General features: G+C 43.2%; 20 protein-coding genes. 1 reads left to right on the forward strand and 19 read right to left on the reverse strand.

Features of this window, described 5'->3' with window-relative positions; genetic code table 11:
* Nucleotides 1-19 precede the first annotated feature (19 nt).
* From C6P39_RS02595 to C6P39_RS02680, 19 genes are all read right to left on the reverse strand, one after another.
* Nucleotides 20-1,609: an MBOAT family O-acyltransferase gene (locus C6P39_RS02595; RefSeq protein ID WP_104802713.1), complete on the reverse strand. Its 1,590-nt coding sequence runs from the start codon at nucleotides 1,607-1,609 to the stop codon at nucleotides 20-22.
* A gap of 1 nt (nucleotide 1,610) precedes the next feature.
* Nucleotides 1,611-1,838: a phosphopantetheine-binding protein gene (locus C6P39_RS02600; protein WP_104802714.1), complete on the reverse strand. Its 228-nt coding sequence runs from the start codon at nucleotides 1,836-1,838 to the stop codon at nucleotides 1,611-1,613.
* A complete protein-coding gene (locus tag C6P39_RS27365) occupies nucleotides 1,801-1,971 on the reverse strand; it encodes a hypothetical protein (protein WP_158661439.1) in 171 nt (56 codons plus the stop codon). The genes C6P39_RS02600 and C6P39_RS27365 overlap by 38 nt, the downstream gene beginning before the upstream one ends.
* A 42-nt stretch (nucleotides 1,972-2,013) precedes the next feature.
* Entirely contained in the window at nucleotides 2,014-3,021 is a 1,008-nt protein-coding gene (locus tag C6P39_RS02605) for an alanine racemase (protein WP_104802715.1), read from the reverse strand.
* A gap of 4 nt (nucleotides 3,022-3,025) precedes the next feature.
* Nucleotides 3,026-4,531, reverse strand: coding sequence for an amino acid adenylation domain-containing protein (locus C6P39_RS02610; protein ID WP_104802716.1), 1,506 nt, complete (start codon nucleotides 4,529-4,531; stop codon nucleotides 3,026-3,028).
* Nucleotides 4,532-4,585: 54 nt separating this feature from the next.
* Complete coding sequence (locus tag C6P39_RS02615) at nucleotides 4,586-4,999, reverse strand: hypothetical protein (protein ID WP_104802717.1); 414 nt, start codon at nucleotides 4,997-4,999, stop codon at nucleotides 4,586-4,588.
* Nucleotides 5,000-5,229: 230 nt separating this feature from the next.
* Nucleotides 5,230-5,484, reverse strand: coding sequence for a hypothetical protein (locus C6P39_RS02620; RefSeq protein WP_104802718.1), 255 nt, complete (start codon nucleotides 5,482-5,484; stop codon nucleotides 5,230-5,232).
* Nucleotides 5,485-5,698: 214 nt separating this feature from the next.
* On the reverse strand, nucleotides 5,699-6,262 hold the full coding sequence (locus C6P39_RS02625; protein ID WP_242986880.1) for a GNAT family N-acetyltransferase: 564 nt from the start codon (nucleotides 6,260-6,262) through the stop codon (nucleotides 5,699-5,701).
* Between the two features lie 534 nt (nucleotides 6,263-6,796).
* Nucleotides 6,797-7,813 carry a sensor histidine kinase gene (locus C6P39_RS02630; RefSeq protein ID WP_104802720.1) on the reverse strand — a complete coding sequence of 339 codons (1,017 nt, stop codon included), beginning with the start codon at nucleotides 7,811-7,813 and terminating at the stop codon, nucleotides 6,797-6,799.
* Entirely contained in the window at nucleotides 7,810-8,487 is a 678-nt protein-coding gene (locus C6P39_RS02635; protein WP_095173504.1) for a response regulator transcription factor, read from the reverse strand. Before C6P39_RS02635 ends, C6P39_RS02630 begins: the two co-directional genes overlap by 4 nt.
* A 15-nt stretch (nucleotides 8,488-8,502) precedes the next feature.
* Nucleotides 8,503-10,590, reverse strand: coding sequence for an ABC transporter permease (locus tag C6P39_RS02640; RefSeq protein ID WP_104802721.1), 2,088 nt, complete (start codon nucleotides 10,588-10,590; stop codon nucleotides 8,503-8,505).
* Nucleotides 10,580-11,347 (reverse strand): ABC transporter ATP-binding protein, encoded by a 768-nt coding sequence (locus tag C6P39_RS02645; RefSeq protein WP_104802722.1) that lies wholly within the window; start codon nucleotides 11,345-11,347, stop codon nucleotides 10,580-10,582. The genes C6P39_RS02640 and C6P39_RS02645 overlap by 11 nt, the downstream gene beginning before the upstream one ends.
* Before the next feature lie 304 nt (nucleotides 11,348-11,651).
* Entirely contained in the window at nucleotides 11,652-14,198 is a 2,547-nt protein-coding gene (locus C6P39_RS02650; RefSeq protein WP_104802723.1) for a family 78 glycoside hydrolase catalytic domain, read from the reverse strand.
* The gene (locus C6P39_RS02655) at nucleotides 14,195-16,033 is read right to left on the reverse strand and encodes a family 43 glycosylhydrolase (RefSeq protein WP_104802724.1); all 1,839 of its coding nucleotides are present in this window, start codon (nucleotides 16,031-16,033) and stop codon (nucleotides 14,195-14,197) included. Before C6P39_RS02655 ends, C6P39_RS02650 begins: the two co-directional genes overlap by 4 nt.
* Before the next feature lie 68 nt (nucleotides 16,034-16,101).
* Complete coding sequence (locus C6P39_RS02660; RefSeq protein ID WP_104802725.1) at nucleotides 16,102-17,415, reverse strand: glycoside hydrolase family 1 protein; 1,314 nt, start codon at nucleotides 17,413-17,415, stop codon at nucleotides 16,102-16,104.
* A gap of 82 nt (nucleotides 17,416-17,497) precedes the next feature.
* Nucleotides 17,498-18,349, reverse strand: coding sequence for a sugar phosphate isomerase/epimerase family protein (locus C6P39_RS02665; protein WP_104802726.1), 852 nt, complete (start codon nucleotides 18,347-18,349; stop codon nucleotides 17,498-17,500).
* Nucleotides 18,350-18,668: 319 nt separating this feature from the next.
* Entirely contained in the window at nucleotides 18,669-18,821 is a 153-nt protein-coding gene (locus tag C6P39_RS27370) for a hypothetical protein (protein ID WP_158661440.1), read from the reverse strand.
* Nucleotides 18,818-20,233, reverse strand: a complete 1,416-nt coding sequence (locus tag C6P39_RS02675) for an MATE family efflux transporter (protein WP_104802728.1) — start codon at nucleotides 20,231-20,233, stop codon at nucleotides 18,818-18,820. The genes C6P39_RS27370 and C6P39_RS02675 overlap by 4 nt, the downstream gene beginning before the upstream one ends.
* A gap of 21 nt (nucleotides 20,234-20,254) precedes the next feature.
* On the reverse strand, nucleotides 20,255-21,886 hold the full coding sequence (locus C6P39_RS02680; protein ID WP_104802729.1) for a GH35 family beta-galactosidase: 1,632 nt from the start codon (nucleotides 21,884-21,886) through the stop codon (nucleotides 20,255-20,257).
* Nucleotides 21,887-22,066: 180 nt separating this feature from the next.
* On the opposite strand from C6P39_RS02680, the gene C6P39_RS02685 reads away from it, so the two are divergent.
* Nucleotides 22,067-23,278: a helix-turn-helix transcriptional regulator gene (locus tag C6P39_RS02685; RefSeq protein ID WP_104802730.1), complete on the forward strand. Its 1,212-nt coding sequence runs from the start codon at nucleotides 22,067-22,069 to the stop codon at nucleotides 23,276-23,278.
* The last annotated feature ends 164 nt before the right edge of the window (nucleotides 23,279-23,442 follow it).

The raw sequence follows: 23,442 nt of genomic DNA on the forward strand, positions 1-23,442 counted from the left end.
TGCTCTATTTTTAATACTCTTAAAATCCCGCATAAATCATATCCACCTGCTGATAACCACTTCCGTAAGCGCCAAAAATTACCACCGCCAGAATGAGTCCATAATAGACTGCCCATCTGAGCGGACAATATAGTTTCCCCATCCCCTCTTCACCCAGCAGATTCCTTTCTTTTATCATTCCAACTACAGCCACAGCCAAACATCCGGCTATGATGGCATAATAGTCCGCCTGATCCAGTCCAAAGGTTAGCAGCGTCCCATCCCATAATTTCTGTATCTCAAAATCCCGGAACATACTGCCAAACATCCGAAACCCGGCGCGCAGGCCATTTGCCCGGAAAAACAATTCTCCAATAAATATAATAAGCCATGTCTTTAAAATCTGTATAATTCGATAACCAAACGCCCGTTCATTTAAATGAACGTATTGTATTATTTTGTTTCGTATTGGCTCCAACGCAATTCCTGCAAGAAGAATCACGAAATAATACATCCCATAGAAAATGTAACTCCACCTTGCACCATGCCACAGACCGTTACACAACCATACCGGAAATAGACAAAGTGCGGAAACACCAAGCTTTGTGAGGTACTTTCCCAGATGGTTTTTTCCATATTTATTCCATCTTTTTACTGTTACTGACACCGATACCGGATAGAAAATATAAGTTTTAAACCATACGCCCAGCGTAATATGCCATCGCCTCCAAAATTCTGCCGCATTTTTTGAGGCAAAGGGCTGACAGAAATTTTCAGGAAGGGTCACACCGAACATTCTACCGCTTCCTATTATAATATCCATACACCCTGAAAATTCCATATAAAGCTGTATGGTATAGGCCACAGCTGCAACCGCTATAATTACACCATGATAATTCTCATAATGCTCAAATACCACCTGAACCAACACGTAGAGACGGTCTGCAATTACCATTTTCTTGAATAATCCCCATAAGATCCTGACACTCCCTCTGGACAGATTTTCGCCCTTTAAGGAATTTCCTGCCCAAAGCGTATCTGCAGTCTGGGAATACATGCTGATCGGTCCTTCCATAATCTGAGGAAAAAAGCCAAGGAATAACGCCACCTTACCCGGATGCTGCTGTCCATCGATTTTTCCCCAATAGACATCTGCCATATAACCAATCGCCTGCAAGGTATAAAAGGAGATTCCAATAGGAAGTAACAACGTTTTTGCTTCTAATGCAAATTGACTCCCTGTACCCTGCAGCAGAATATTTGCATTAGAGGCAAAAAAATTATAGTATTTCAGATATGCAAGTGCAGACACCAGCATAAAGATGCCGCCTGCCAGTATTCTTTTTTCCCTTTTTTTAAACTGTTTTTTGATGTCACTGCTTTCTTCTCTGGGCAATCCTGATATCTTCATACCACACTGAAGTTTATTGTAAGATATCCATGTGCCTATGTAATGAGTCACTAATGTTACACCCATCAGGTAAAGAACCAGCTTTCCACTGATAGTCCAGAAAAACACATATCCGCATAGCACTAATGTCACCCAACGTACCTTTTTAGGTGTTAACTGGTAGGCGAAAAGCGCCGCCGGAAGAAACAGGAATAAATATACTGACGTATGATATGCCATTTTATTTCTCCTTTAACCGCTGCACCATTTTCCACATAGCCTCCACAGAGTTCAGGTTCTCAGGAATTATTTCAGCCGCCTCTATTTCAATATCAAACGCTTCTTCAAGTTCCGAGATAAGGGAAATGACTCCAAAGGAATCCAGAATTCTGTCGTCAATTAATGCTTTTTCCTTTTCCCATTGGATGCTCTCATCTATTTCCATTAAAATATTCATCAATGTTTCCATCGTCTATCTCATCCTCCATATTGTATTTGTATAATCCCTGTTTTATTCTTGCCAGCTTCCATCCCATTTCTTTACTGTAAAACGCAGCCTGCGGTAATTCATGACTTAAAAACAATGCCATTCCCTCAGTCATTGCATACGCACCTGCGCGTTCAAAAACCAGCACGTTTCCAATTTATAAATTTATAATTTCCGCATTCTGCATTAATATATCGTTAACTGTACAGAGGGATCCGCAGACAGTATATGCCCGTTTTGCTCCATAGTGATGCTCTGGGCTTACCCGAAACATTGGAAGGTACATCCCCCTGATCTGCCCGTCATAATTAATCTGATGAATCCCGCCATCAACGATACAGTAATTTTTTCCATCACTCTGCTTAATGTCCTTTACGCTGGTCAGATAGTAGCCACACCTTGCTGCGAGGGCACGCCCCATCTCCAATATAATGCTTCCTTTCCATTGCATAGACAGGATTGCATCGGTAATTATTTGGATATTTTCCTCTATCGCATCCTTCTGCCCTTCAAAGTATGGAACAGGGATTCCGGGACCATACTCTAATTCTTCTATTTGGAATTCAGATGTTTCTTCCAATTTCTTTAAAAAACTATCCAGATATGCGAACTCCTTCTTTACCTTGTCCATTGATTTTTTCTGTGTGCCAGAAAAATAGTGGACTCCCTGAATTTTCAGGAACGGACACATATTTCTTCTGGAAACCATATTCTGAATGGTTTCTGCATCCATGCCAAACTGATTTCCGCTGGTAAGCCTGAGATATACATGAATTACTTCATTATTCGCATCACACCACTCCGCCATAGCATGAAATTGATTCACAGATTCAATGGTATAGGTACATGCACCACGATAATGGCTCAGTATGGAATAAATATCCTCTCTTTCTTTCAGCACCCCTGATATCAGTATTTTCTCAGGTTCGATTTTAAGTTTCCTGCAAATTTCAAACTCTCCCATAGAGCAGACCTCAATCCGGTCTGTTATCGCCGCCATCTGCCTTGTCAAAAAAGGATTGGCTTTCATAGCAAAGCAAAGCCCTGCCTTTCCTCCCAGTTTTTTCCGAAAGAGTGACACCGTCTTACGCATCTCATCTATATTAAACACATAGAGCGGCGTACCATATTTCACAATTCCATGTTCCAGACATTCCATATCCATCTCATCACCTCAGTTTCTGCCGGAAATACTCCCGGTCTGTCTTCCCATTTTTGTTTAACGGCATCAAATCTGTTTTTACTAGCTTATGGGGAATCATATAAGCCGGAAGTTTTTCCTTCATCATCTCCTGAATTTGTTCCTTACTTATATCTCCCAGATAAAAAGCCACCAATTTATTTCTCTTCTCATCCAACAAGCACAGTCCCCTTTCCAAACCTTCAATCTGCTCCATCGCATGCTCGATTTCCTCTAATTCAATTCGATGTCCCATATGCTTAATCTGGAAATCTTTCCGTCCGGAGAAATATAGTTCTCCACACTTCCCATAGAATCCCAAATCGCCGGTTTTATAATAACGCCCGCTCCCATCACCATTTTTACTGCAGGAAATAAATCTTTCTTTTGTTTCTTCGGGATTGTGGTAGTACCCTTCTGACAATGATTCACCGGAAACACAAATTTCCCCAATCTTTCCAGGAGATGCAATTTCTTTTCCACATTCATCCATCAAAAACACAATCCTTCCCGGAAATGCCCTCCCAATGGGAATTTTTTCTCCATCCAGCAGCATTTCCTTAACCCGATAATAAGTACAGTTACAGGTAATCTCCGTAGGTCCGTATAAATTGATAAATTCCGCACACGGCAGCGCCGCCTGCCATATCCTAAGCTGTTTTACCGGCATAACTTCACCGCTGAAAAGAATTTTTTTTACTGACAGGGGAACTTTATAGTCAAGCCCTTTTAACGCCGCCACCAAACTTAGAGCTGAAACTGCCCATATAAGCGCAGTCACTTCTTTTTTACAAAGATAATCGAGTAGTACCGGAGGCGTGGAAAACATTTCTTTTGGAATAATGACAAGTTCTGCTCCTGTAAACATACTGGTATATATATCTTTTACCGATACATCAAAATCGAAAGGTGCTTGATTTCCAATCCGGTCATGCACTGTAAATCTGAACGTCCGTACAAAATGTGTGATAAAATCTATCGCCGCCCGGTGGCTGACTATAATTCCCTTGGGTGTACCAGTTGAGCCGGAAGTGAAGATTCCATATAATATATCTGTGTCCTGGCTTTCCTTCCGTATTTTCTGAAGCATCTGTCTGTCCGCTGGTTCCTTCATGGCGTCATTTAACTGACATGTGTTCCCTTTATAATCCATCTGTACTAAAAGTTCCCCTGTTTTGTCATTTGCCACAATAAGTCCCGGCTCCAGTACATTCAGAATGCCCTGTATCCTCTGTATTGGCTGCGACGGGTCAACCACGACATAAAAGCACCCGGCATACACTGCACCGAACATGGCTGCCAACGTGACTGCACTTTTTTCTAAAAATATAATAATTGGTTTCCCATGCTCCGTTTTTTGTGCAAATGCTGTCCCCATCTGTCTGGACAAATTCGCCAGTTCCCTCCATGTAAAAACAAGTTTTCCGTCATCCAGCGCTGTATGACTGGGGTATTGTTGTTCTGTTTTCTCTAAATATTCCAGTATATTCTTCATGTTTTATTCCTTTCAGAAAAAATGGGCTGCATGTTCCCATACAGCCCATTCAGCTTAATTATTCTTTTTCTCCTTTGTTGTGGAACCGCTTTTATTAGGTTTCTGCGCTGTGCTGTTTTTCTTTGTGGAATTCTTTTTTGTAGAATTGTTTATCGTGGAATTCTTTTTATCAGACTTTTGTTCTGTTCCATCCTGCACCTCGGCACCATCTGTTTTGTTCTGTTCCTCACCGGTCTTATTTTGTGTATCTGCAGTATCTGCATCATTTTTTTTCTGTATTTTAGAAGACGGCTTCTTTTTTGTCTTTTTATCTGTAGACTGCTCTGTCTGTGTTTTCGGTTCTTTAGAATCAGATTTTTTATCCTTTCCACCGCAGGCTACCAAGCCCAGTGCCATCACGCCAATTATACAGATTATAAGTCCTTTTTTTGCAAATCCCTTCCATGACCTTTTCTGAGAATTATTCATGATTATCTCCCTTCTAAATTATGACATGTATCTCACTCATGCCATATCGTTTACCCTATGGGTATTTTACTATGTACTACTTTTTTACTGTTGATAGCTTCTCCGTCAGACAAATATAGCATCTGACCTCCTGCTTTTACTCCTTTCCATAAATTTCAAAAGCTGTTTCTTTTGATAGTTTCATTATTGCAGCGATATCTTATCCGTTTCTAAATGAATTCTAAACAAATCTAAAGCCTCATTTTCAATTCAGAGATACAATCTCTTCTGCCATATCTCTTGATATCTTTTAATATCTGGCCTATTCCGGGACCCCCTTTTTTCTTTATTGGCGTGGCATTTTCTCTATCTTCCGTTACCGAAACATAGGGTACGCTATTTTGTATAATAGAAAAATTATAGTTATCCAAATTGCTTTCCCCTGCATTTTGAGTGAATTTGTTTTGGGTATTAACTGCAAAGTTCATCATGACCAGCATTGCCAATATCAGAAATTTCCTTCTTTTACTGATTCAATCACCTCCCTATTTCAAAGATAATTGACATTATCGCAGAAGGTGCTGAATAGATTATGAAAGAAATCTAAATAAACCTAAAACCATCACCTAACTTTAAGTGATGGTTTTAGATTTATTTATTGCAGTCTAAATTTAGTTCTTCAATTTACAAATTATTTATAATTATGATGTATCTCTTATGTTATTTACTCATAACCTTTTCAAATCGAAACATACACTCATTATCTTGTACATTCCCTCCACTTTCATTGGAATCTGCATGACGTGAATTGAAAAATTCAACAATTTTAAAGCCGCACTTATTTACATAAAAATGGATATTTCTTTTTTCAAAATATGGTGTGACTGTTTCCCACACTTTTGTCTCCGGATACATTTGTTCTATTTTTCTCCATACAGCCAGACCAATTCCCTTACTTTGATATGTCTGGTTAATAAAAAGTAATGCCAGAGAGTTTCGCTGTATTTTTGCATTAATAACCACAACAACACCTCCCACAATCTTTCCGTTAGAAATAATGTGGTAAGTTTCTGCTCCTTTTGTATCCATCGCCTCCGTAATGTCCTCTCGTGGAATGATCTCATCCTCCTGATTTCCAAATTCTTTCACAACTGCAAATGCAAATGCTTTCTGCAAGTCTCTGATAAACCATTCCTTGTCATCTTCTTTAATCAGAATTAAGTCTATATTGCGCTCCATAATACTATTACCCCTTCCTAAATTAATGCAGTTAGTATAAATCACATAATATATCTAAATCCTAAACCACTTCTAAATAATTCTTAAACGATTTTTATTTGAATTATTCCATAACCCAAATTGAATCTGAACTGTCACTGCTTCTGCTGTATAAAATCGTTTCATATAACATTCCTTCTTTCTACTGAAAAATGCAGAATACTCCTTTTAAAAGGATGTATCCTGCATTATCTTTATTATAATTTTGTTTTTATGCTACTTCACGGGAGGGAAGTATATCATTTTCAGGGCAGCCCCTTCTTTGTGTATTGAAATGAAAGTACAAAGGAAAATCCCTCTCAAAGATCACTTACCAGTCAAAAAAGGATTATGCTGAATCGGCTAACGTTCCCAAGTCTACCTTGAATCCATGGGCTCATGTTTTAAAGTGCTGCTTCATTATGAAAACCCTACAGATTGCCAAACATACATTGACTCTTCGTCGGAAAACATATGGGATTTGTCCTATCCCTCTGATATACATATACCCGGAAAGTGTGCCTGAGGAACAAAAGAAATACAATACTTTTTATCAATTTATCAATTAAGTCGAACTCTGGGAAAGATGATAAAAATCGAAAGTCCCTTTCCCCATTGTGATTCTGCTTCCAGCTGTAAATTAAGATCATCCGCCATCTTTTTTGTAAGATACAGTCCCATGCCGGTGGCTTTCTTCCCGCCGTCGGTGGAGTCACCGGTAAAACCCTTCTGAAAGATATAGGGCAGATCATAACTCTTGACCCCCATACCGTTATCGGCAATGATCAGAATATCTGCCGCCGTGGATTGCTGCAGGGATACGGTGAGCCGAGGATCATCACCGCTGTATTTTATGGCGTTGCTGATGATTTGTCCCAACATAAATTGAAGACCTCGCCGGTCTGTATAAACGGTTTCCGATTGCAGGAGGTTTTCAACAAGAAACTGCTTTTCTTCCAGGAGAGGCGCATAATCATCCATGATTTCTTTTAATACGCTTTGAAGATGAACCGCCTCAAACCGGTAATCTTTTGTACTGCTCCCCAACCGGGCATAGTAGAGTATTTGGGTAATGTCCTCCTGAAACTGGCTTCGCACATATTCTAATTTGGCTTGCAAAGAAGGAGAAAGCTCATCGGCCCGATTATCCAAGATCATGGTGAGCAGAGATAGCGGTGTCTTGGTTTCATGTGCCCATCCCTCCACATATTCCTCATAATCTCGAAGAGATTCCTCCATCTTCTGAATCCTTCTCTGCTTTTCCTGCAAGATAGAAACCAGCAGATAAAGCTGTTCCCGTTCTTGCTGGCTCACTGCCCCCAGAAGCTTCTCCGTATTCACCACGTCCGGCTCCGTCAGAAAAGCCCGAAAGAATGCCTGTTTGTGCTGCTCTTTGAAGTAAAAGACCATCACGGTTGCTGAAAAAAGTACAAGGCTTGTAAGCAAAATGAGCCCGATCAGAAATTGAAATGCCCGCGCATCGCAAAGCCAGAGGAGCAGTGTGGAAAAGACATCTATGATCAGCAGCAAAAGAAGCCACGGGGCATATCGTTTTAAGATTTTCCAGAACTGTCTCATGGTGTGCCCTCCGTTTCCAGCCGGTAGCCCAACCCACGGACAGCCACCACTTTCTGCTTCATGTCTAAATTCGCCATGGTCTTTTTAAGACGCGTCAAATTAACCTGGAGTGCGTTTTCGTCAATGAACTCCGTGGTATCCCAGAGCGCCCTGCATAGCTGCTCAGAAGTCACCAAATTGTTTCCTCCCGCAAGCAATGCTTCCATAAGCTTTCCTTGATTCTTTGGAAGTACCACGGAAGTGTTGTTTATATATAAAGTATAAGTCCCACGATCCAGCAGGAACCCCTGCCCTTCCAAAAGATTGGAGCGGCCTTCGTATCGTTTCAGTATATTGGCGATTCTGGCCAGGAGCCGCTCTTTACGGCAGGGCTTTGTCAGATATTCGTCCGCCCCAAGCCGGAGGGCATGTAATTCGTCGGCCATCTGGTCTCTGGAAGTCAAAACAAGAACAGGAATGGGGGTTTTCTGCTTGAGATTCCGGCAAATCTGAAAACCACTGATTTCAGGCAGATTGAGATCCAGGATCACAAGATCAGGAGTGATAGCTGTCAACTGCTCTTCGGCATTTTCAAATGCAGTTATTTCCAAAACGGAGTATCCTGCCTTCTCCAGCATACTGCAAAGTTCTTCACGCATATAGACTTCATCTTCTACAACTGCAATTCTCTTCATGACAGCCCTCCTTGGTCACTCTTCTCTCTGCGGCTGCATCAGCGTCAGCAAGTACCGGTCGCTGGAACGCTTAATAACGGTCATGTATATATATTCTACCACACACAGCAGAAAAATCATAGCGGCAGACACCACAAGCATTTCCCTTTGTGTTCCCTGTAACAGGGAGGAGAGCAATCCCGTAAACAATGCCTTGACCCCAAAGATACTGCTGATCGCCGCCACAAAGACGGGCAGCCCCACAAACCAGCCAATCTGTTTCCGGGCAGATAAACAAATATCCTTATAAGTAGCACCAAGATGTACCAGCGTCTGATATCTGCGGCCTGTCTGCTGTTGATTCATCAGGAACTGAACACCCATGATGGTATTGGCAACCACCAGAAAGATGATGGCCAAATAGATGGTAATATAACTGGCTGCTACCACATAGAATAACTGCCGCCCTATATTTTGCAGATAGCTTTCATATACAATTCCCATATCCTGAAGGCCAATTCCATCCAGTCGGGCGTTCATGTCAGATATTGCGTTCATCAGACTGCCGCCCCTGGCAGCGTCCCGGCTCATAATGCCGTTGATATAGACCTCATAGTCTCCATTTGTATATTGCAAAAACTGCTCGTCAGGCAAGATCAGAGCAAAAGACAAGGTGATAGAACGGTCTGTCACCAAATCAACAGACTGGATATCCCCGGTCAGATACACAGGATTTCCGTCCAGTATGGTCTCCGGATGGCTGGATATGATCTTATTGAGCATGGCCATTCTGGACACATTCGTGAATTCAGTATCCTGATAGACGGCAGCCTCATTCTCCGCCAGTGTCAGTGCAGGCTTACCGGCGGCCTTCAGCAAATCGTTATAATCTGACAAACAGATAAGCTCTGGATAGTCGTCATAGCTCAGATTGTTCAGAAGAATATCCCGGTCCTCCGACTGTGTAAGGTTACGCAGGGACTCCATAACAGAATCCATCTGAAACACATTGTCATAATCCTTTGTAGTTTGGACGTATCCTATCCGCATATCAAAAAGCTGGGAGAATTGACTTTCAAGATCATTTTCCTTTAGTACGGTTTGTAAATGAGGAAGGGCATCCTGTGGATCTTCCGTGTTATCCTCTTGAAAAGTATAATCCAACACATGATCCTCCCCTTGCTGATTGGCGCTTGCAATTGAGATGCCGGCGCCAAAGCAGCACAGTGCTGCCAAGATCAGCAGAGAACTGATGGCCATGGCGGTAGACTGGTGAATGACATTTTCCTGGATTTGACGGAATGAAAATACATGAAGCTTTCGATTTGCTTTTCCCGCTTTCACCAGTAAAGCAATCACTGCCCGCATCCCGTAGAACAGAAGAATGGTTCCCAACAGACCCAGGAGCATGGTGAGGAGCATCATATCTGCTGCGTACCAAGCTATCCCCTGAATGGCCATGGTATAGGCGGCTGCCAGCATTATGACACCTAAGACTGTGCAAATCCCATAGACAAATGCCCGTTTTTGCTTTTTTTCATTCCCGGAGGAATGAGCCAAAAGAGTGCCAATCTCCTGACGGCTGATCTTACCGCTGAGGATCAAAAACGCTGTCAGCTTAATGGCCAGAAATCCCGCAACGGTAAAGCAAACAGCAGACAGAGAAAATGTGAACTGATGTCCAATGATCCCCATACCAACAAGCTTGGCAGTCACAAGACTGATGAGTTCAGAAAGCAGCACCGCAACCGGAAGTCCAATGACCAGTGCCAAGATACTGCTCAAAAGATCCTCCGCAAGAAGCATGATAAAGAGCTTGCTTCTGCGCATCCCCATCATCAGATAGACACCGAACTCTTTTCTGCGGCGTTCCAGCTGATATTTACAGGCAAAATAGCTCAGAAAAAACAGGATTCCCAATGTCATCACATAGAAAACAGGAATCATCAGCAGCAGCCGGCTTACCGCATCACTCTCCATTTTCGCAAGAAATATCATCACATCCTGCTTGGAGAGGGAGAGGATTATATAAAAAGCCACAATGGAAATGACCAAAGAGCTGAAAAACAGCCCGTTTTCTTTGCGGTTGCGTCTGTTATTCCTAAGTATCAGATTAGAGAACATTGCTGCTACCTCCTCCCAACTGAGCCATGACTTTTAGGATACGCTGGTAGAAATCCTGCTGGCTTTCGTCGCCACGGCGAAGTTCATGAAAGATCACTCCATCTTGGATGAACAAGATTCGTTTGCAAAAGCTGGCTGCGTTGGAATCATGGGTCACCATCAAAATAGTGGCCTGTTCGTCCCGATTCAGACCGGAGAGTTTCTCCATAATATTCTTCGCATTTTTACTGTCCAATGCGCCTGTAGGTTCATCCGCAAGAATCAGTTTAGGGTGAAGGATCATAGCCCTGGCCGCTGCCACACGCTGACACTGGCCGCCGGACATCTGCATAGGAAATTTATCCAGTACATCCGTAATTTCCAGATATTCTGCCAGTTGCTTCAGTCGCAGATGACTCTCTTTCTCTGTTACATTGTGGAGCGAAGTAGGCAGCAAAATATTCTCCCGGCCGGTGAGATTGTCCAGCAGTTCAAAATTCTGAAACAGGTAACCCACGGTTTTCCCCCGGTATTCCGCCAGTGCCCTGCCGTTCATGGACTGCAAATCCCTGCCATCCATCACGATACTGCCGCCGGTGGGTTTGATCACCGTTGCAATGCAGTTAAGCAGCGTGGACTTTCCGGAGCCACTGCTTCCCATGATCCCCAGAAATTCTCCGGGCATCACCTGAAAGGTGATGCCATCCAGCGCCTTGGTTTGGTTGGGCACAATACCATATGTTTTTGTTAGATTTTCAATATTCAAAATCGGTTCCATGAGATACCTCCTGTATTTTTTTGGCAGTGTCCATTTTATATCTCTAAAGTCGGCTCAGCCTCAAGGCTGTTTTTCACTACCATTTTCTGCTCAAATAATAGCATAGCTTGATGAAAAAATACACTTACAGTTGCTGTAAGATTCATGAGACTACCGGTCTTCCACCTGATTTCTGGCTTTGCCGGTATCCCTGCTGATTTACAGCTTTCTCCATATACACCGTGCCTAGTTTCACAAAAAATGTTAGTTTAAAATAACGGACACCATGATCCAATATGAATCATGATGTCCGTTATAAAGTCTGTCACTCCGTCACACCTAACCTTTGTTTTCCCGGTTCCAGTAACCGTGTACTTCCATCGGGCAAGATCACCTCTGCCTCTGTATTCGCAGGAATCTCTATATCAAAGATCAGTTTATCTTCCTCATATTTCCACCCGCTTACAATTTCTCCCACCGGTGATCGATATGAGGCTTTTGCGTATTGCAGCAGTTTATAGGGCATGGGTCTGATCGTGATCTTATTTCCCTCCAGACGAATTCCGCACACACCCCGGAAAAGCCAGCCACAGACTGCTCCATATGAATAATGATTCAAAGAAGCCTTCGGTTTCCCACTTTCATTGATTCCATCCCAGGTCTCCCAAATAGTTGTGGCACCTTTTTTTACTGCATAAAGCCAACCGGGCATAGTGTCCTGCAAGAGCAGCTTATATGCAGTCTCCAGATATCCGTACTCCGCCAATACGGGGCAGAGAGAAGGCGTGGACAAGAATCCTGTGTTCAGATGATAATCATTATTGATTACCAATTGATTAAGCTCTGCTGCCGCCAAAGCCTTTTCTTCCCGGTCCAGTAAATCAAACGTGATGGCGCGTACATATTCCGCCTGTCTGTCGGAATTGATCTTTCCGTCTTCGGTAGCAATGTGGCGGAAAGCTTTCTTTGCATTTTCGGCAATTTGGCGGTAATTCTCTTCATCCACATTTTTTCCGAGTATCCCCGCGATTTCAGAAAGAAGTTTTCCTGAATATGCAAAATAAGCAGTTGAAACCTTTTCCTGCGGTGTGCGCATGGCCATGGTGCTCTCCACATCCGGCTCGCACCATTCCCCATAGTCTACACCTGTCTCGATGGTATGATTTCTATAAGGATTCTTTTTTAACCGTTTAACCGGATTCAGCGGTTTTTGTTTTGCCCTGCTTTCCAGGAACTGATACCATTTCTGCATCATTTCATAATTTTCTTCCAGAATGCGGATATCTCCCATTCGCTTATACATCACATAAGGAACGATAATGGCGGCGTCTCCCCAGCCTACAGAACCTGCAAGCATCCCGGAAAAGAAACTCGGTTTATTATTTTTCGGCGCAATATTGGCAACTTTTCCGTCCTCATACTGATTCAGGCGGCATTCCCCAAGCCATTTGCGAATCACCGGATAACAGTCTTCCAGGAATAATCCTGTATCTGCAAATACCCCCATATCCCCTGTCCATGCTGCGCGTTCTCTTGTGGGGCAGTCTGTGGGCACATCGCAGAAATTAGATTTCTGGCTCCAAATGCTGTTGTGTACCAGTTGATTCACATATGTATCGGAGCATTCAAAGGTACCTGTCTGCTCCATGTCTGAATAAACCGCAATGGAAGTAAAGCTGGCATCTGTCAAATCTATATCCGTCTCAACTTTTGCATACCTGAATCCCCAGATGGTAAAACGGGATTTATAGTGATTTTGTCCCTCTCTGCAGATATACGTCACCCTCTGCTCTGTTCCCCCCTCTTTGTGCCGCTTCCGGTCCTGAAAGTTCTCTGCTGTAAAGTTGCCGTTTTCATCCAGAGTTTCCCCATGAGTCAGGACAATCTTGTCTCCTTCATGGGCCCAAATCGTAAATTCCACATATCCAGCCAGATTTTGTCCATAATCAATCACGGTTTCACCATTGGGCGTCTGTATGATTTTTCCATCAAACCGTTCACGTTCTGCAATCGGATGACTATTGGAGCACACAAGATTTTTCAGACCAAACATTTCCGTCTTAACCGGATGAAACCCCGTTATTGTTTCCATATTTGCATCATATGTCTCGCCCTGCTGCATATCATTTTCCCGGAGAGGACCATTCTGGGAGGCTGTCCAGTTCTCATCTGAGATACAGATCACCTCACCATCTGCCTCCAGTTGGAAGTATAGCGCCACATCTTCCCCGTACAGATTGCGGTCTCCATCCACGCCGGAACAGCTTCGGTACCAGCCATCCCCCAGAATGACCATAACCTCATTCTTTCCTTTTTTTATAAGCCGTGTCACATCATATGTCTGATAAGCCAGGGATTTATCATAGGAGCTTGTCCCTGGAGCGAGGACAAAGCTGCCTACTCTTTCTCCATTTAAATACGCCTCATAAACACCATGGCAGGTAATATAAAGTCTCGCATCTGACACTTTATCCGCATCAAAAGATGTCCTCAAATAACTAGCCGGTTTGTGCACTGCCGGATCACATTCCAATTCCGGATTTATCCATTTTGCATGAAAGTCGGACTCCTCCAAAAGTCCCATCTCAAACACTGCCGGTTCGCTCCACTCTCCAACTTCTTCCTTTTCATCCCAGAGGCCTACCTTCCAGATTACCTTCTGTCTGCTTTTCAGAACACTTCCGTATGCAGCGTGCATGTGATCAGTATAGACTTTACCACTTTTCCAGACAGTGCTTTTGCCGCTTATTGCTTCAATTTCATAGGCCCTTTGTCTCTTGCCATCCCGGCAAGTCCATGACAAATATGGCTTTGCAATGTCAATGCCCACGGGATTTTCCATATGTTCTGTTTTCAGATTGACTGCTTTCATATCTTTGTAACCTTTCCTTTGGTAATTCCGTTTTCATTGTATGCATCTACACGTACAAAATAATCCTGCCCTTTGACCAGCGCTCCGATTCTTTTGTCTATCCTTCCATCACAGTCCGTTTCCACGTCCCTGACACTGCGGTAAATCTGGTAACTATGATAGAGTTTCTCTTCCTCATGACCCCAGCAGATATTATAGCCAACTGCGTCTTTCTTCCCTTCAACAGCCACCAGTAAATCTAACTCATCCTCACTTCTGCCAGCCTCGAATACAGGCATTTCCGGTTTATCTCCCGACCCTATTCCAAAGATACGCAGCCCGGAAATGCAGGGTTCCACTCCATATGGAATCTCAATAATGGTAAGCCGCACATAACGAACCTGAATGCCATTTTCACGCACGATAAAATCATGGGGCAAATCTGTCACAGCCTCTGATTTATCTTCTATTACAAAATACTCTTTTCCATCCAATGAGCCTTCCAGTTTCCATCTTGTCCGCAGATTTCTTTCCTCAATATACCGCGGCTGCGTGGCTGTGCCCTTAATTTCCCCCGGTGACGCAATGGGAAGATCATCATCTGCAAAGTTGATCTGAATTGCCCTTACATCCATTGTCTTCTTCAGATCAACCTCTAACCATTCCCCTGGGGCACTGCCTGCGGCTCTCCACCAGTTTTGTGAATCTTCGTTTACCGCTTGATCTGCATCCTTTCCCTCCGCCGCAGAAGATGCCTTTGCAGGTTTTGCATAACTTAGAAGATACCATTTAGGTTCATTCCAGGGATTTCTTTTCCCTTCTTCCACTGCTATGGGCCAGTCCCCGTAATTCTGGTTACAGAACAACTCGCCATCCTGATCAAATCCCGCCGGCCAGATTCCAACACGGCGTTCAAACTGGTGGTTCATACTGATCCTCATAGTAGAAGTATGCCAGAGATTTTCCTCCTTGTCCCACATGGTTGACCCATGACCGGCCCCCGGCATGAAACCGCCCGGATGATAGGAAAAAGGATTGTTTGCGGCCAGAGAAAACGGACCAAGAGGCGAATCCGACACATACACGCCGTCTGCATAAGTATTGAACTGTGCTCCCGGACATGCATACTGAAGATAATATTTTCCACCAAACTTATCCATCCACGGCCCTTCAATAAAAGGCCTTCTTGTAAACATACCCCTGATTTGCGGTGCATACACCTTCGGAAGCTGTTCTTCTGTCATATTGCTCTGCTTCAGGAATCCCTGAAACATCATCTCCACCTCTTCCTCACCACGGGGAAACTCACAATTATCAATCCCCATCCGTTCGTAACCGATCTCGTATGGATTTCCCTGGATCACCACTTTCCTCTCTGTCTTAGGAAGCATAGTCTTCGGCTCCAGTTCTACGCCCCATACAGGAGTAATATTAGAACACCCCCAATAAAAATAAATCTTCCCGTCCTCATCAAAAAACAAATTAGGGTCCCAAAAATCAAATGTACCTGCAATCTCCTCATAGGGCCCTCTGATAATGTCTCTGGTCCGATAATAATTACAATTTTCTCCCTTCCTCGATGCACTAAAATACACATAATCACCGCATACTCTTACATCCGGTGCATAATCATAAAGGGGAAGATTCTCGGGAAGAGAATAGGACTCCCAGTTTACCATATCCTCCGATACCCAGACACTCAGATTCATAGAAGCAAAAATATAATACTTCCCTTGAAACTGAATCATAGACGGGTCAGCCCCCTCCCTGTCAATCTGCAGCTTACCATGAGAACGCGGATCCATATTAAACTGATACCGATACGGTACATTAACAGGATTACAATAATACTTCATTTATGAACACCTCTTGCTATTTATATTTTTATAACGTAACCCGGCAACGGCTGTTGACCCCGCCACAATTAAATAAGTCCACCCAAATACTTCAGACTTGGCTTTGCAGTTCTCTGCTGTGTGCTTCTGTCAACGGCAATCAACCCAAATGTCATAGAATACCCTTTCTGCCACTCAAAGTTATCCATCAATGACCAGTACATATACCCTTTCACCAAAATACCGTCTGCGATACAATTTGCCACACCATCTGTCGCCTTATTGATAAAGTCCACACGCACGGTATCATCCTCAACTGCAATGCCGTTTTCTGTCACTATAATAGGTATATTCAATTCCTTATATACTTTCCGGATACAGGCTTCCAGCGCCTGAGGATAAATTTCATAATCCATCTGTGTCAATCCTGCACCCTGGGGAGCCGCACAAATTCCATTTGCATCGATCACAGAACGTGTATAATTCTGAAGTCCAAAGAAATCATCTTCTTTTATGTAGGGCAGATAATGTAAAAATTCTTCGTTCCATTCTTCTTCTGCCCGTTTTTCTCCTCCTTCTTTTGCCTGGATGTCATGAAGAGAAAGTGTAAGTCCCACCTGAAGATTGGCATTTACCTCTTTAATGGCTTTCTTTGCAGCCTGATGGGCTTTCATAACCAGAATATCACCTTCGGGTGTCCTGCTGCTTACAAATACCTGGGGCGTGGTCACACCGAACACTTCCATGTTTTCCTCGGCCTGCTTCTGCATATTTTCCATCATTTTCTGCATATTCAAGCCAACCTGTACGGTTCCCTCTGTGCTTTCTGCCGCCTGTTTATTTGCATGGGTTCCTGCTCCCTGCTGCATTTTCTCCATCATCTGTGCTTTATATCTTGCAGAAATGGCGGCAATCTGAATCCCCATATTTGCCTCATTGATGGTACAGATGTAATGCATATAAGAGCCTAATCTTTCCACGACATACTTACAGTAATCTGCAAATAATCCAATGGTTTCTTCATTCTCCCAACCGCCCTCTTTGATCAACCATTTCGGTGATGTAAAATGCAGCAATGTGACAACCGGTTCTATCCCATACTTCTTACAGCACTCCAATACTTTGCGGTAATGTTCGATTTCCTTCTCATCAAACTCACCTTTTACCGGTTCAATTCTTGCCCACTCAATGGAAAAGCGATAAGCATTTAACCCTGCCTCTGCCATCATTTTAATATCTTCTTCATAGCGGTTATAATGGTCAACTGCATCCAGTGAAGGCTCTGCAAAAGAAGTATATTTCATATGTTCCATGGCCCAGTAATCACTGTTTTTATTATTGCCTTCTACCTGATGTGCGGCGGTTGCAGCGCCGATCAAGAATCCCTTTTCAAATTTTCCCATGACCTGTCTCCTTTTTATACTGATAATATCATTGGATTTCCTGTAACGATAAGGCGGCCAAACAGCCACGATACCTTTTATGTTATACCATGTGTTGTTTCAAAAACTCCGCACTGAGCTGCAGTGATCTTACGGGTGATCTGTCCGCCCAATTCTTATGGCTCTCCAGAATAATGGCATCCACATCCACGTCAAGGGCCTGCTTCACTAATTCTTCCAGATTCATGTTACCGTACCCCAACTCCATACTGTCTGATTTCAGGATTGGTGTCATAGACGGGCCGCTTACTTTTGTTCCCCGGTCATTGATATGATAGAGTTTCATCCGCTCACCCAGCTTTTTCATAAGCGTTATTGCCGATACTCCCGCTTCCGTGGGCCAGTAAGAATCCAGTTCAAAATTCACATATTCAGGATCTGTTTCTTCTATTATCATATCATATGCCGTTTTGCCCGGCTCCACTTTTCGGAATTCACAGTTGTGATTATGATATAATAACTGAATACCGGAATCCTTAAGCACTTTTCCTGAACGGTTCAGGTCATCTGTTAGTTTCCTGACAGCTTCTTTATCTGAATAATCAAAACGATACATTCCCGTAATCACAATTTTATCTGTTCCCAATTTATCTGCTTCTGCAATCACAGCCTCCGGATCTCTCTGAATCGTTCCCAGGTCTTCATGAAGGCTTACACAGCAGAGTTCCGCCTGATCCAGTAACTTTTTCCAGTCAAATTGTCCGCCTTTTCCAACCGGCATACCGGCTGCTTTTGTCATAACCCGAATCAAAAATGAAGAGGGGTGTATCATAAAACCATTCAATTCAATCCCATCATAACCTGCCGCCTTTATCTGCTTTAGTGTCTCCTGCGCCTGATCTTCATTTTTTGTAACCGTTCCAAGCATAATCTGCTGTACTGCTTTCTTTGCCATTTCTATTCTATCCTCCTCCTTTTAGTATAAAATAAATCCCATTCCCATGTGTCTCTTTTTTATATAAAATGTTCCTATTTTCATGTTTCAAAATTTATAACGAAAATCCAATCTTTTTTCGCAATATTTAAACATCCAAATCCCCCCTACTATGCTATTATAGTAGAAAACTACTGGAATCAAAAATGAAAGGAAGAATTATATCATGCGTCTAAAAGAAAATTGCGATCTTGAAGACTTCTTAAATAAAGTAAAAGAATGCCGCTCCAAAGTCACCTTCAGAACTTCGGAAGGTGATATCCTGGCAATGCAAAGCACCTTATGCCAGCTCATTTTTGTCTCCCTCCAACATCAACCGGCACTCCTCTATAGCGGCGAGATATGCTGCGAAGACATAAGCGATCACGAAATCCTGAAGGATTATCTGATCTAACTGTAGTCCGGCTGCCGGCTGAAGTTCTGCCTTTGTCAACGTACCATTCTCACTTTTTCTGTGTCCGGATTCTTCTCATAATGATTCTCCTGTCTCTCTGATCTGTTTATTTTTAATATTTTGTATTGTATGTACATAGCCAAAACTGCCACAATTGTCGCTATGCCATCTGCCAATGTATGTGCCAGCGCAATTCCCAAAAATCCCATCAGATGATTCATAAGAAATAAAAACGGAATTAACAGCACTCCCTGTCTGAGAAGGGAAACAATGGTTGCCGTCACTGCATTTCCGGCCGCCTGCAGAAAATTTGTTCCAAGATAATAAAATCCTATAATGGGGCTTGCCAGCACAAGGTATACCACTAACTGTTTTCCCATTTGAGCTGCCGCAGCATCCTTTAAGAACATCCCTATCAATGTATCTCTGGCAAAAATACATCCGGCTGCTGCCGCCAATCCAATGACAACTGTCAATAGACTCAAAGCTTTTAAAATCTCTTTCAGCCTGGATACATTACGTGCACCATAATTATACGCCAGCATGGGCTGCACTCCCATACAGATTCCCATCTGGATCATGGATATGATCATGGTTGCCTTGCCGGCTGCCGCCATAGCAGCAACCGCATTGGTTCCGTACAAAACCAAAAGGTTATTGGAAAAAGTAGCAGCAAATCCGCTTAAAATACTGGAAATTCCGTTTGGCATTCCAACTGCAATAATGTGCAGTAAAGATTTTGGTTTCCGAATGGCATAAGATGGTTTTAGACTCAGAATCTGTCCCTTTTTCCGGATATAGATCACATAATAAATGGTGCTGACAGCATTTCCAAGAAGCGTCGCAGCCGCAGCTCCTTTTACTCCCCATCCAAAGACCAGTATAAATATGGGATCCAGTACAATATTGAGTATTGTGCCCGTCATATTTCCAATCAGACCTTCTTTGATCGCACCGTCAGCCCGGAGTAAGGCCCCGAGGGTGGTAGATAAAAGCATCATCGGCGCCCCCAATGCCAGGATCTGCATATAATCCTTTGCATACACGAAAATTTCCTCATTCGCTCCCAGCAGTCCCAGAACGGATTTGGAAGCGATCAGCATTACAATGGTACAGAGAATTCCAAATGCGGCCGCTGTGTAAAAGCAAAGACTGCCATACGTCCTGGCATCCTCAATTTTCCCTGCCCCCGCTGCTTTTGCGATCACCGAACACCCACCGATCCCAAGCATAGTGGCCGCAGCAGCAGCCAGGGAAAATACCGGACTTACAACCGATACCGCAGCCACCTGTGCCATTTCTCCCAATTGCCCGATAAAGAACATGTCCGCCATATTGTAAAAAAACATCACCAGAATGGTAATACAAGACGGCACTGCCATAGAAAAAACTGCTGTCCAGACCGGCATGTTTTCAAACAGTTCCTGACTCTTCAATGTTTTGTCACTCACATTCAATTCCCCTTTGCTGTCCTACCAGTATTGAAATACCTTCAGTTTTAACAATTCATAGCTGTTAAAGCACAACCTGGATGCTTCGTCTCCGTTAAGCCTTCTTCCCGCCTTCCAGCAACCATTCACAAATTTACCTTCTTCCAATGAAATGATGTCATAAAACGGTTTCTCCGGATTTGCAGAAAACGCAGTGATCATGCACCCATTCGCTAATATGTAGAAGGTATCCCTGCTTTCCCTCAGGATCATACACACGCCATCTTTACGCTTCACCAACGGAATATTCATCATGACCCGGAATCCGAAATCATCAAACATCATGGTTTCCCCTTCCATATTTCCCATATCCGCCAAGCTGCTGTCCGGCTTAGCCGGTGTCATATCCATGGTTTCCGAACATACAGCCTGCAGTTCATCACTTCCATATCTGCTTGTCAATAGCGGCATCATACTATCCAAGGTTTTTGCACACCATGCATATTCTGATATGTCCTGTGGAATCTGCAGTAATGGGTCTGTCACATCAACACCAAACAGGTATGCTGTAATATCATCAAAAGGCTGTCCCATATCTTCAAAACCAAATGGGGCAAAACAGGCAGCATGATAATGTCCTATACTGTAAACCAGGCGGGGCGCTGCATGGGAGTGTACTGCCGTTTCCGGAATAAATAACGGATTTCCAAGTTTGGTATAGGTATCGCAAATACCACAGAAATTAGGTACATAGATATCCGGGGCAAACACATCAATAGCCGGAGCTGCGTATTTCCACACCTCCATCACCTTTGCGATCGGTCCGCCGGTGGGATATTGCCCGGCCTCTCCCCCTTTATCAAGCCAGCAGTTTACAACCATCGGCAGATCATACTCTGCCCGTCCGGCTGCTGCAACCTTTCCCACATATCCGGCTATATGATATGCACTGAATATCTCCTCGGCATAGTCTCCAAACACATCCTTCCAGCTTCCGCTGTCCTTTCCTTCTTGTACGGCTTCTTTGATACCCGCTTCCATGGATTCTGTATGAGACTTCATATAAGACACAAACTCTTCCGGCACAGGCTGCGCAAACAGGAAATCCGCCTGATCGGAATGTTCTCTGGCCGCTCCCTGCAGGCCTGTTTCATTTTCCACCTGTATGGCAATGACAGTATGCGTCTCACTGTCCACGTCTTTTAAATGTTTCATAAGTTTAGCAAATGCTCTGGCATCCGCACGATTTGTCTCCTCCCCCAAATATGAAAGTGTGGTATATTCCATTCCGTGGAACATGGAAAGTCTCGTTTTATTTTTCCCTTTTTCGGTCTGGGCTCTGGGAAAGCGTTCCATGTCCTTTTTCACCCATTCCGGAGCATACATACACTGGGCATTCTTCCATGTCCCGAACCACAGAAAAATGATCTTCATATGAAAACTTTTGGCCTGCTCAATCAGTGTATCCACCAGTTCAAAGGAAAACTGACCCTCCGCAGGTTCCGTTAGTTCCCAGGTCACAGGCAGTAAAAGTGTATTAAGCCCCAGTTCCTCTGCCTGTTTCCAAACGTTTTCCATATATTTCGCTGATGAAGAACTGGAATTATGTACCTCCCCCGCAATGGCTATAAATGGTTTTCCATCTACCGTTAAAACCGTTCTTTTACTGTTCATACTTTTATTCCTCCGTAATTTTATAGTATATATTTTATTTGAAAACCTTTTAATATGCGTTTAAAAATTCACTAAAATGTGTTATAATTTCAGCAAATACTCAATTTCATTAAATTTATAACATTTTAATGAATTTCAACACGCAGCATCTGTCACTTCGCGGGCAAGAGGAGGATTTCTATGAATACACCCGATAAGATTTCTTTTTTCATGGAATTGATCAACTGTAACTACGACCTGTATATATGGGCCTATGATAAGACTCTGAATATGACGCATACAAACTGGACTGAACGTATTTTTTCCGGCAATTTCCTCTCCTACACCGGTCTTTCCAAACTGGTGGAAGAATATATCGCTTCCGGCCGGAAGACTCCTCTCATTGTGGAAGCCGCCGGAAACCTCTTATGGATTGTGGGATTTGATTACCATGGTTCACTTCTGGAACAATGTTTTTTAATAGGCCCCATCTACAGCGGCCGCGATTCCCAGATGCTTCTCAGAAAACATCTGGATGACTATGATTTGACTGTAAAACTTCGATCTATGGTTTTTAAACTGTTTGAACGTATTCCCACAGTCCCCACCAATATTATCAATCAGTACGCTGTTATGCTTCACTACTGTCTGACGGGCGCCAAAATATCAACGAACGACATAACCTACCAAAGTATTGTCCCTGCGGCGAAAAAAAACGATTCCATCACCTCTTCCCTGGAACATGCCGGAATCTGGTACGCGGAAGAGCAGTTGTTCAAAATGATAGCTGACGGTAATCCCAACTATAAAGACGCTCTGGCAAAGTCCGCGTCTTTAAGTTCCGGCATGAAGATCAATGCAAAAGATTCTTTGCGCCTCCATAAAAATAATACCCTAGTATTGCTGACACTCTGCTCAAGAGCCTGCATACGCGGCGGTCTTGCGCCCTCCATCTCCTATGATCTGAACGATTTCTACGCAGCCAGAATAGAGGAATGTAACTCCATGTCAGAAATACAGAGATTAAATGAAACCATGCTTGCAGATTACGTTTACCGTGTGCGCAGATCAAAGGAAGAATCACATATCTCCGCCCCCATACAAAATGCTTGTGCTTATATCAAATCCCATATAGCGGAGCCGCTCTCAATCCATATGCTCGCCAAACGCAGCGGATATTCAGAGTATTACTTTTCTCACAAATTCAAGGAGGAGATGGGTACAAGCATGAATGAATACGTCTTGAAGGAGAAAATCGACCAGGCCAAGCTGCTTCTGTCCGGTACTACTGAAAACATTCAGACGATCAGCGATAACCTTTCCTTCAGTAATCGGAGTTACTTTTACACCTGTTTTCAGAAACATGTCGGTATGTCACCCAGCGAATACCGTGCACAGAATCACAGGATATGATAGTTCTGATTTTATCTATAATGTTTTGTTTTTCCATATTCCATTTTCTTTCCATGAATTTTTGTACATATAAGCGAATTTCTATACTACATGCAAATAAAACTTCCCTTATAGTTGTCTTATCAGCTGTATAACGCAAATATACACAAAGAAAACGGAGGATT

Origin of the sequence: Blautia marasmi, from assembly GCF_900258535.1 — a bacterium.
GTDB lineage: Bacteria > Bacillota > Clostridia > Lachnospirales > Lachnospiraceae > Blautia > Blautia hominis.

Bases quoted from the DNA above. Each gene is read 5' to 3' on its own strand.
- C6P39_RS02680 (WP_104802729.1), bottom strand. From the start codon at position 21,886: ATGAACAGTAAAAGAACGGTTTTAACGGTAGATGGAAAACCATTTATA.
- C6P39_RS02610 (WP_104802716.1), bottom strand. From the start codon at position 4,531: ATGAAGAATATACTGGAATATTTAGAGAAAACAGAACAACAATACCCC.
- C6P39_RS02595 (WP_104802713.1), bottom strand. From the start codon at position 1,609: ATGGCATATCATACGTCAGTATATTTATTCCTGTTTCTTCCGGCGGCG.
- C6P39_RS02665 (WP_104802726.1), bottom strand. From the start codon at position 18,349: ATGGCAAAGAAAGCAGTACAGCAGATTATGCTTGGAACGGTTACAAAA.
- C6P39_RS02605 (WP_104802715.1), bottom strand. From the start codon at position 3,021: ATGGATATGGAATGTCTGGAACATGGAATTGTGAAATATGGTACGCCG.
- C6P39_RS02655 (WP_104802724.1), bottom strand. From the start codon at position 16,033: ATGAAGTATTATTGTAATCCTGTTAATGTACCGTATCGGTATCAGTTT.
- C6P39_RS02615 (WP_104802717.1), bottom strand. From the start codon at position 4,999: ATGAATAATTCTCAGAAAAGGTCATGGAAGGGATTTGCAAAAAAAGGA.
- C6P39_RS27365 (WP_158661439.1), bottom strand. From the start codon at position 1,971: ATGACTGAGGGAATGGCATTGTTTTTAAGTCATGAATTACCGCAGGCT.
- C6P39_RS02635 (WP_095173504.1), bottom strand. From the start codon at position 8,487: ATGAAGAGAATTGCAGTTGTAGAAGATGAAGTCTATATGCGTGAAGAA.
- C6P39_RS02645 (WP_104802722.1), bottom strand. From the start codon at position 11,347: ATGGAACCGATTTTGAATATTGAAAATCTAACAAAAACATATGGTATT.
- C6P39_RS02685 (WP_104802730.1), top strand. From the start codon at position 22,067: ATGAATACACCCGATAAGATTTCTTTTTTCATGGAATTGATCAACTGT.
- C6P39_RS02660 (WP_104802725.1), bottom strand. From the start codon at position 17,415: ATGGGAAAATTTGAAAAGGGATTCTTGATCGGCGCTGCAACCGCCGCA.
- C6P39_RS02630 (WP_104802720.1), bottom strand. From the start codon at position 7,813: ATGAGACAGTTCTGGAAAATCTTAAAACGATATGCCCCGTGGCTTCTT.
- C6P39_RS02650 (WP_104802723.1), bottom strand. From the start codon at position 14,198: ATGAAAGCAGTCAATCTGAAAACAGAACATATGGAAAATCCCGTGGGC.
- C6P39_RS02640 (WP_104802721.1), bottom strand. From the start codon at position 10,590: ATGTTCTCTAATCTGATACTTAGGAATAACAGACGCAACCGCAAAGAA.
- C6P39_RS02600 (WP_104802714.1), bottom strand. From the start codon at position 1,838: ATGGAAACATTGATGAATATTTTAATGGAAATAGATGAGAGCATCCAA.